The following is an 8812-nucleotide window of genomic DNA, read 5'->3' as shown; positions in this document are numbered from 1 at the left end:
GGCCGGACGGGCCGCGGCCGCCGGACCGGGGGTCGGCGGCTTGGGCGTCGCCTTGCGCGGCGCCGAGGGCTTGCCGGCGGCACGGCCGGAGCCGTTGCCACCCTGGAATGCGTCAGTCAACTTGCGCACAACCGGCGCCTCGATCGTCGAGGACGCCGAACGTACAAATTCACCGAGTTCTTGGAGCTTGGCCATGACGACCTTGCTCTCAACTCCGAACTCCTTGGCGAGTTCGTATACCCGGACCTTAGCCACTTCGCTCCTTTTAGGTCCGGGTTGTCGCCGGACCGTCGCTACTTCATGGGCGTACTCATCGCGTACTCATCGAGTGCTCATCGCAATCTCGACCTACTTCCGACTCGCGAGGTACCTGACCGCACGGTGTCCCGTGCCGTTCTCTTCCAACTACTTACTCAGGGTGTCGCCTGCTCACCCTTCTCGACAAACCGGCGGAGCGCCGTGGTGTCGAGTGCCCCCGGCCCCCTGAAGGCCCGGGAAAAGGCCCGGCGGCGAACCGCCAGGTCAAGGCAGACCCGTGTGGGGTGAACATAAGCACCCCGACCGGGGAGCGTACCGCGCCGGTCGGGGACACAAACACCCTCGACCAGCACGATGCGCAGCAGATCGTTCTTGGCCGCCCGATCCCGGCATCCCACACAGGTTCGCTCAGGGCAGGCACCAGCGCGCGTGCGGCCAGACACTGCTTAAGTCTACCTCCCCGTACCGACCCCACCCCTTGGGGGGAGTGATCGAATGGTCACTCGATTTCAGGCCGGATCCCGCCGGATCCGGCCTGAATCAGCCTTGATCACCCGACTGCTCGGTGTCCGGCCGGATGTCGATCCGCCAGCCGGTCAGCCGGGCCGCCAGCCGGGCGTTCTGCCCCTCCTTGCCAATGGCGAGGGAGAGCTGGTAGTCGGGCACGGTGACCCGGGCCGAGCGGGCCGCCAGATCGACCACCTCGACCTTGCTCACCCGCGCGGGTGACAGCGCGTTCGCCACCAGCTCAGCGGGGTCGTCCGACCAGTCGACGATGTCGATCTTCTCGCCGTGCAGCTCGGCCATCACACTGCGCACCCGGCCGCCCATCGGGCCGATGCACGCGCCCTTGGCGTTCAGCCCCGCGCGGGTGGAGCGGACCGCGATCTTGGTGCGGTGGCCCGCCTCGCGGGCGATCGCCGCGATCTCCACCGAACCGTCGGCGATCTCCGGCACCTCGAGCGCGAAGAGCTTCTTGACCAGATTGGGATGCGTACGCGAAAGAGTCACCGACGGACCGCGCACGCCCTTGACGACTCGTACGACGTACGTACGCAGCCGGGTGCCATGTGCGTAGTCCTCGCCCGGGACCTGTTCCTGCACCGGCAGGATCGCCTCGAGACGGCCGATGTCCACCAGCACGTTCTTCGGGTCCTTGCCCTGCTGGACGACGCCGGCGACGACATCGCCCTCCCGCCCCGCGTACTCGCCGAAGGTGATCTCCTCCTCGGCGTCCCGCAGCCGCTGGAGGATGACCTGCTTCGCGGTCGTCGCGGCGATCCGGCCGAAGCCGGAGGGGGTGTCGTCGAACTCGCGGGGCTCCTGCCCCTCCTCCAGATCCTCGGCGTCCTCGCGGGCCCATACGGTCACATGGCCGGTGTCGCGGTTCAGCTCCACCCGGGCGCGGCGACGGCTGCCGTCGGTGCGGTGGTAGGCGATGAGGAGCGCCGATTCGATCGCCTCGACCAGCAGGTCGAAGGAGATCTCCTTCTCTCGCACCAGACCCCGCAGGGCACTCATGTCGATGTCCACGGCTACGCCTCCTCTTTGCTCTCGTCGTCCTCGCCCGCGGTCTTCTCCCCGGGCTTGCGGTTGAACTCGATCTCCACCCGGGCCTTGGAGATCTCCTCGAAGGCAAGCCGTCTGGCGGTGGGCTTGCGCCCCTTCACACCGGGAACCTCCAGATCGAGCCCCTCGTCGTCCACCGAGACGATCCGGGCGACCAGCTCGCCGTCGTCGGTGAGCCGCGCCCGCATGAGGCGGCCGGTGGCACGGCGGTAGTGGCGCGGCTCGGTCAGGGGGCGCTCGGCGCCGGGCGAGGTGACCTCGAGGACATACGGGACCTGGCCCATCGCGTCCGTGTCGTCCAGGGTCTGGGAGATGTCCCGGCTCAGCTCCGCACACGTGTCCAACTGGACGCCGTCGTCGGAATCCACGACCACTCTCAGCACACGCCGCCGCCCAGCCGGTGTCACCTCGACCTCTTCCAGATCCAGGTCTCGCGCGCTGACGAGCGGTTCCAGCAGTCCGCGCAGCCTCTCGCTCTGGGTCGTGCTCATCCGGGTGACTCCTCGGCCGCGTGTGCTGTTGTGGGAAGGTCGCGTGTCAGGTCAAAGCCTATCTGTTCCGGCGGCGGGCTGACGATTCGGTGGCCGCTGCCGGGCAGAAGGGCTCCGCGCGGGTACGCTCGCCTGCTGTGATCACTACCGGCGGCCGGGAGCGGCCGCAGCCCGGAAAGAGGAACGTGTCGATCACGACTCCCCCACCTCCTCCCACACCCGCATCCGACGCGAAGTCCTCGGCCTCCCCGGCGTCCGCCGAGTCCTCGGCGCGCGCCGTCGCGGTGCCCCGGCGGCGGAGTCTGCTGCTGGGCGGCGGAGCGCTGGGGGCGGTCGCGCTGCTGAGCGGCTGTTCCGACGATGCCGAGCCCCGGCGCGACACGGGCGGCGAGGCGGCCGGCGCCCTGCTGCGGGCGCGGGGCGCGCGGGACTCCACCGCACTCCTCGCACGCTACGACGCGACCGTGGACGCGCACCCCGACCTCGCGAAGCGGCTGGCGCCGCTGCGGGAGGAGACGGCCCGGCATGTCGCGGCCTTCACCACCAAGGACCATTCCGCCTCCCCCTCCGCGACCGCCTCGCGCTCGCCCTCCGCGGGCGGGCAGCGGGTGCCGAAGGTGCCCGAGGACGAGAAACAGGCCCTGTCCGCCCTCGCCCAGGCCGAGCGCCAGACCGCCGACACCCGCACCGCGGCGCTCGCCACCGCGCCGCCCGAGCTGGCCCGGCTGCTGGCCTCCGTCGCGGCCTGCGGCGCCGCCCACGTGTATCTCCTCACCCAGCGCGGCACGGATTCGTGATCACGCTCGGGACCACCGGGAAGGGGTACTGACATGGCCTCTCGAACAGGCCGATCGGCCGTCGGCGAGCGCGCCGCGGCGCTCAGGGCCGCACAGGCGGCGCTCGCCGCCGAGCACGCCGCGGTGTACGGGTACGGCGTCGTCGGCGGGCGGATCGGCGACGACCGGCTCGCGGAGGCGCGCGAAGGCTATGCCGCGCACCGCGCCCGCCGGGACGACCTCGCCCGCACCGTACGCGGCCTCGACGGCAGCCCCGAGGCCGCGGCGCCCGCCTACGCCCTGCCCTTCGCGGTGCCGGACGCACCCGCCGCGGTGCGGCTCGCGGCCGAGCTGGAGAACCGGGTCGCCGCCGTCTACGCCGACCTCGTCCGGGCCTCGACCGGGTCCCTGCGCCGCCAGGCAGCGGGGGCGCTGCGGGAGGCGGCGGTCCGGGCGGTGCGCTGGCGGGGCGGCGGCGTAGCCTTCCCTGGGCTCACCGAACGCGCCGCACCGGCCACTCCGTCGGCATCGGCCAGCGGTGGGGCGGACGGGGTGTGAGACCGATGAGGTCTGTGAAGTCATTGATGGTGGAGGGGACAGCTCAGGAATGGCATCGGCACCGCGGCCCGGCGGCCACGATACGGCCCGCGTCCAGGTGCCGAAGCGGCTCCTGGACGCGCTGAGCGACACCCCGGCGAGTGCCGTACGGAGCTGGCTGGACGCCCTGCCCGAGACGGTCGAGCGGCAGCTCGCCGCGTGGGAGCTGACCCTGGAGCGGGTGTCGGCGCCCGGCGGGCGCCGCGGACTCGTCGCGCTCGTACGGCAGGCGGACGACACCCCGGCGGCGCTGAAGTTCCCGGTCCCCGGCCCACACGCCGACCATGAGCGGGCCGCCCTCGCCCACTGGGACGGCTGGGGCGCGGCCCGGCTGCTGCGCGCCGACCCGGACACCGGTGCGCTGCTGATCGAGCGGCTGCGCGGCACGGTGTCGCTGCGCTCGCTGCCCGAGGCGAAGGCGGTGCTGGAGGCGGCGGGCACGGTACGGCGGCTGTGGGTGCCGCCGCCCGAGGGACATCCGTTCGCGTCGGTCACCGGGCGTACGGAGGAGGAGCGCGAGACCCTGCGGACGCTCGGCACCGGGGGCTGGGCGGCGGAGGCCCGCCCGCTGACCGACGAGGCGCTGGAGCTGCGGGAGGCGCTGCCCGCCGAGCCGCCCGAGGAGGTGCTGCTGCACGGCGACTTCCGACAGGGGAAGGTGCTGTCCGGGGAGCGCGCACCCTGGCTCGCGGTGGGCCCGGCGCCGGTCGTGGGCGAGCGCGCGTACGACCTGGCGCGGCTGGTGCTCGACCGCTGCGAGGACCTGGCCGCCGGTCCCGGCCCCGCCGCGGCCGCGCGCCGCCGGGTCGGCAAGCTGGCGGACGCCTTGGAGGTCGACCGCGACCGGCTGCGGGGCTGGTCCTTCTATCGCGCCGTCGAGACGGGCCTGTGGCATGCCGCCGCGGGCGATCGCCGCCGGGCGGAGCTGCTGCTGGAGTTCGCGGGCTGGCTGTAAGACACCATCGCCCCCAACCCCCTTGCTGGGCGGGGGCGTTCGGCTCGGTCGGGTGCGGCTTTCGGCTCGCGCCTTCGGCGCAATTGAGCAACGGGGCAGCGGGTGCCGGGCCGGGCCACGTCGCCGACCGCCGGGCCGTTGGTGCGGGCGCCGGTGGCGGCGCCACTGGCCGGGGGCCAGGGCCGATGCCGGAGAGCGGGGGGGTGGGGTACCCCTCTCGAAATCGCTTGATGTATTAGTTGCGCCAGATCAAGCATTTTTCAGAGGGGTACCCGGACCCCCTGCCACTCCGGAGAGGACCTCCGCCGGCGAGCGGGGAAGCCGCCACCGGCGCCCGCACCAACGGGCCCGATGGCCGGAGGCGGCGCCGCGCCCCGGCGCCCCCTGCCCCGCTGCTCAAAATGCGCCGAAGGCGCGAGACGAAGCCCGCACCCGCCCACGCCGCGCAACACCACAACCCACAACCCACAACCCACAGCCCCGGGCGCCGGAGCGCGGGACCGGGGGGTTCCCGGGATCGGCCGGTGCGGGCCTGCCCGTCAGGCGGTGGCGGTGGCGATGGCGGTAAGGCGGGAGACCGCCTCGTCGATCGGCAGCTCCTCGCGCTCCCCCGTACGGCGGTCCTTCAGCTCGACGACGCCGTCCTTGGCGCCACGGCCCACGACCAGGATGGTCGGGACGCCGATCAGCTCGGCGTCGGTGAACTTCACGCCCGGGGAGACCCCGGCGCGGTCGTCGACCATGACGCGCACGCCCGCCGTGCCCAGCTTCTCGGCGATGTCGAGGGCCAGCTCGGTCTGGAGGGCCTTGCCCGCCGCGACGATGTGGACGTCGGCCGGGGCCACCTCGCGGGGCCAGCAGAGGCCCGACTCGTCGTGGGTCTGCTCGGCGAGCGCGGCGACGGCGCGGGAGACGCCGACGCCGTACGAGCCCATCGTGACCCGCGCCGGCTTGCCGTTCTGGCCGAGCACATCGAGCTGGAAGGCGTCGGCATACTTGCGGCCGAGCTGGAAGATGTGGCCGATCTCGATCGCCCGGTCCAGCTCGATGCCCGTACCGCAGCGGGGGCAGGGGTCGCCCGGCTCGACCACGACGACGTCGAGGTAGTCGTCGACCTCGAAGTCACGGCCGCAGACCACGTTGCGCGCATGGGTGTCGGGCTTGTTGGCGCCGGTCACCCAGGCGGTGCCGGGGGCGATGCGCGGGTCGGCGATATAGCGCAGGGCCTTGCCCGCCAGGCCCTGCGGGCCGACGTAGCCGCGCACCAGCTCGGGGCGGCCCTCGAAGTCCTCGGCCGTGACCAGCTCGACCACGGCGGGGGCGAGGTGCTCGCCCAGCTTGCCCAGGTCCACCTCGCGGTCGCCGGGGACGCCCACCGCGGTGATCTCGCCGTCGACCTTGACCAGGAGGTTCTTCAGGGTGGCGGAGGCCGGGACGCCGAGGTACTCGGCGAGGCTCTCGATGGTCGGGGTGTCGGGGGTGTCCAGCTCCTCCAGGGGCCCGTGCTCGGCGCCCTCCACCGGCGACAGGGCCACCGTGACCGCCTCGGTGTTCGCGGCGTAGTCGCAGTTCGGGCAGTCGACGAAGGTGTCCTCGCCGGCCGCCGCCGGGGCCAGGAACTCCTCGGAGGCCGAGCCGCCCATCGCGCCGGAGACCGCGGAGACGATGCGGTAGTCCAGGCCGAGGCGCTGGAAGATCCGCTGGTACGCCTGGCGGTGCAGCCGGTAGGACTCGGCGAGGCCCTCGTCGGTGGTGTCGAAGGAGTACGAGTCCTTCATCAGGAACTCGCGCCCGCGCAGCACGCCCGAGCGGGGGCGGGCCTCGTCCCGGTACTTGGTCTGGATCTGGTAGAGCATGACCGGCAGGTCCTTGTAGGACGTGCACTGGTCCTTGACCGTCAGGGTGAAGATCTCCTCATGGGTCGGGCCGAGGAGGTAGTCGGCGCCCTTACGGTCCTTGATCCGGAAGAGCAGATCGCCGTACTCGTCCCAGCGGCCGCTCACCTCGTACGGCTCACGGGGCAGCAGCGCGGGCAGGAGGACCTCCTGGGCGCCGATGGCGTCCATCTCCTCACGCACGATCCGCGAGACGTTCTCCAGGACCTTCTTGCCGATCGGCAGCCAGGTCCAGATGCCCGCGGCGGCGCGGCGGACATAGCCGGCGCGGACGAGCAGCTTATGGCTGGCGGTCTCGGCGTCCGCCGGGTCTTCGCGCAGCGTCTTCAGCATTGTCGTGGACAAGCGCTGGACGTTGACGGCGTGGGCCATGGGGTCTCTCCTGCGTGCGATGGGATGTTCAGGAGGTTAGCCGCACCGGTCGGTTTCCCGGAAATGCGTATGGCTGCGGACGGTGCCCAGGCCGCGCCGCGGGCCCGCGAAGATCCGCCGGACACGGGCCTAGCGTCGGCGCAGCGGCAGCGGGGCTCCCATCACGGCGTATGGGCTCGGGGCGCTCGGGAAGAGCACGGGGCGAGCGAGGTCGCGGTAGCCCAGTGAGTGGTAGAGCGCGCGGGCCGGGCTCTCGGTGTCGATGGCGGAGAGGATCGAGCGCGGCTGGTCGGCGCCGTCCGTGATGGTCGTGATCAGCTCCCGGCCGATGCCGCGGTCCTGGAAGTCGGGGTGGACGTGCAGCTCGGTGATGACGAACGAGTCGTCCAGCCAGTCGTCCTGCCCGGCCGCGCGCAGATACGGCTGGACGACCGTGGACCACCAGTGGGTGCGGTCGTTGGGCATGCCGTAGACGAAGCCGACGAGCCGCCCCGAGGGGGTGGTCGCGCCGAGCGCGCGGGCGCCGGGGCTCTTGAGATGGCGCAGCACGATGTGGCGTCGTACGCCGATCTCCTCGCCCGTCAGCCCGAAGGCGACGGCCTGAACGGCGAGCGCTTCGTCCACGCGTGCGGCGAGGTCGAGCGACCCGACGACGACGTCTTCGGGTTCCGGGGTCCGCCCCCCGGCAAGATGCAGCATGGGCGGCACCCTACTTGGCCGTCGATCAGAACAGCACACTCATGAACGCGCCGACTTCCCGGAAGCCGACCCGGCGGTACGCGGCGCGGGCCGCGGTGTTGAAGTCGTTGACGTACAGGCTCACCACGGGGGCGACCTCGCCCAGCGCATAGCGCAGCACGGCCGCCATCCCGGTCTCGGAGAGGCCGCGGCCACGGTACTCGGGGGCGACCCATACGCCCTGGATCTGGCAGGCGTGCGGGGTGGCCGCGCCGATCTCGGCCTTGAAGACCACCCGGCCGTTCTCGATCCGGGCGAAGGAGCGCCCGGCGGTGACCAGCTCGGCGACCCGTGCCTGGTAGAGCAGCCCGCCATCGCCCGCGAGCGGCGAGACGCCGACCTCCTCGGTGAACATCGCCACGCAGGCCGGCATGATCACGTCCATCTCGTCCTTACGGACGCGGCGCACCAGCGGATCGGGCGGGATGTCGGCGGGCACCGCGTTGGTGACCATCAGCGGCTGCCGGGCACGGACCTCGCGGGCCGGGCCCCAGCTCGGCTCGAGCAGGGACCACAGCCCGGCGGTGGTCTCGGCGGGGCCGACGATCGAGGAGCAGCGGCGGCCGGCCCGGCGGGCGCGCTCGGCGAAGCCGCGCACGGCCTCGGGGGTGGCGCAGATGGGCACCAGGTTGGCCCCGGCGTAGCAGAGCGACTCCAGCCGTCCGCCGGAATACCAGCCCCACATCTCGCCGCCGAGCCGCCACGGATCCAGTCCGGCGACCTGGACGCGGGCGGCCACGAAGGCGTTCGAGACAGGGTCGCGGTTCAGCACCGCGAGGGCCGCGTCGAGCTCATGGGGCTCGAGGACCCTGGTGGTGGACGTGGTCAGCACGTGTCGGTCTGCCTCACGTGGTGCGGGCCTGCGGGCCGGGGACGTCAATTCTCCAGACTCTATCGCGCAGGTCCAGAAGGGGGGTTTTCGAGGGCTCGGTCGCGCCCCCGGGGCGCCCAACGGTAACTGGATGCACCGAAGGGCGCCGTGGAGCACCGGGTGCTTAGGTCTTCCGGCGAGTGAGCCGAAGGGGCGCGTCGCTGTCGAAAGGGAGAGCGCGCGCAGGGAGCGAGGAACGAGCGACCGAGCACGGTCGACCGTCGACAGTGACTGAAGCGCCCCGGAGGCGAACCGAGCCTCAAAAAAAGGGGGCTCAGCTAATGGAGACC

General features: G+C 72.3%; 10 protein-coding genes. 3 read left to right on the top strand and 7 right to left on the bottom strand.

Features of this window, described 5'->3' with window-relative positions; translation table 11 throughout:
- The 4 genes from KN815_RS42350 to rimP all read right to left on the bottom strand — a co-directional run.
- Positions 1 to 255: translation initiation factor IF-2 N-terminal domain-containing protein (locus KN815_RS42350; RefSeq protein WP_216347090.1), on the bottom strand; the 255-nt coding region annotated here is incomplete at its 3' end.
- 158 nt (positions 256 to 413) lie between these two features.
- Positions 414 to 701, bottom strand: a complete 288-nt coding sequence (locus tag KN815_RS42345; RefSeq protein ID WP_078644074.1) for a YlxR family protein — start codon at positions 699 to 701, stop codon at positions 414 to 416.
- Between the two features lie 97 nt (positions 702 to 798).
- Positions 799 to 1791 (bottom strand): transcription termination factor NusA, encoded by a 993-nt coding sequence (nusA, locus tag KN815_RS42340; RefSeq protein ID WP_216347089.1) that lies wholly within the window; start codon positions 1789 to 1791, stop codon positions 799 to 801.
- Between the two features lie 2 nt (positions 1792 to 1793).
- The gene (rimP, locus tag KN815_RS42335) at positions 1794 to 2318 is read right to left on the bottom strand and encodes a ribosome maturation factor RimP (protein ID WP_216347088.1); all 525 of its coding nucleotides are present in this window, start codon (positions 2316 to 2318) and stop codon (positions 1794 to 1796) included.
- 137 nt (positions 2319 to 2455) lie between these two features.
- Between rimP and KN815_RS42330 the strand changes: the two genes are divergently transcribed.
- From KN815_RS42330 to KN815_RS42320, 3 genes are read left to right on the top strand one after another with little or no spacing between them, the layout of a single operon-like run.
- Entirely contained in the window at positions 2456 to 3115 is a 660-nt protein-coding gene (locus KN815_RS42330; RefSeq protein WP_308403701.1) for a hypothetical protein, read from the top strand.
- Positions 3116 to 3148: 33 nt separating this feature from the next.
- Positions 3149 to 3652 carry a ferritin-like domain-containing protein gene (locus tag KN815_RS42325; protein ID WP_216347087.1) on the top strand — a complete coding sequence of 168 codons (504 nt, stop codon included), beginning with the start codon at positions 3149 to 3151 and terminating at the stop codon, positions 3650 to 3652.
- A 49-nt stretch (positions 3653 to 3701) separates the two neighbouring features.
- Positions 3702 to 4646 (top strand): aminoglycoside phosphotransferase family protein, encoded by a 945-nt coding sequence (locus KN815_RS42320; protein WP_216347086.1) that lies wholly within the window; start codon positions 3702 to 3704, stop codon positions 4644 to 4646.
- Between the two features lie 539 nt (positions 4647 to 5185).
- On the opposite strand, the gene KN815_RS42315 is transcribed toward KN815_RS42320, so the two are convergent.
- From KN815_RS42315 to KN815_RS42305, 3 genes are all read right to left on the bottom strand, one after another.
- Complete coding sequence (locus KN815_RS42315; protein WP_216347085.1) at positions 5186 to 6913, bottom strand: proline--tRNA ligase; 1728 nt, start codon at positions 6911 to 6913, stop codon at positions 5186 to 5188.
- A 129-nt stretch (positions 6914 to 7042) separates the two neighbouring features.
- On the bottom strand, positions 7043 to 7612 hold the full coding sequence (locus tag KN815_RS42310; RefSeq protein ID WP_216347084.1) for a GNAT family N-acetyltransferase: 570 nt from the start codon (positions 7610 to 7612) through the stop codon (positions 7043 to 7045).
- A gap of 25 nt (positions 7613 to 7637) precedes the next feature.
- Positions 7638 to 8483 (bottom strand): GNAT family N-acetyltransferase, encoded by an 846-nt coding sequence (locus tag KN815_RS42305; protein WP_216347083.1) that lies wholly within the window; start codon positions 8481 to 8483, stop codon positions 7638 to 7640.
- Positions 8484 to 8812 lie beyond the last annotated feature (329 nt).

It is taken from the genome of Streptomyces niphimycinicus, from assembly GCF_018883605.1.
GTDB lineage: Bacteria > Actinomycetota > Actinomycetes > Streptomycetales > Streptomycetaceae > Streptomyces > Streptomyces niphimycinicus.
Note: the sequence above shows the minus strand (reverse complement) of the source record. Positions and strands in the feature narration are given on the sequence as shown.

Excerpts from the sequence above, each read along its gene's own strand:
- rimP (WP_216347088.1), bottom strand. The coding sequence starts at position 2,318 with ATGAGCACGACCCAGAGCGAGAGGCTGCGCGGACTGCTGGAACCGCTC.
- KN815_RS42325 (WP_216347087.1), top strand. The coding sequence starts at position 3,149 with ATGGCCTCTCGAACAGGCCGATCGGCCGTCGGCGAGCGCGCCGCGGCG.
- KN815_RS42320 (WP_216347086.1), top strand. The coding sequence starts at position 3,702 with ATGGCATCGGCACCGCGGCCCGGCGGCCACGATACGGCCCGCGTCCAG.
- KN815_RS42315 (WP_216347085.1), bottom strand. The coding sequence starts at position 6,913 with ATGGCCCACGCCGTCAACGTCCAGCGCTTGTCCACGACAATGCTGAAG.
- KN815_RS42310 (WP_216347084.1), bottom strand. The coding sequence starts at position 7,612 with ATGCTGCATCTTGCCGGGGGGCGGACCCCGGAACCCGAAGACGTCGTC.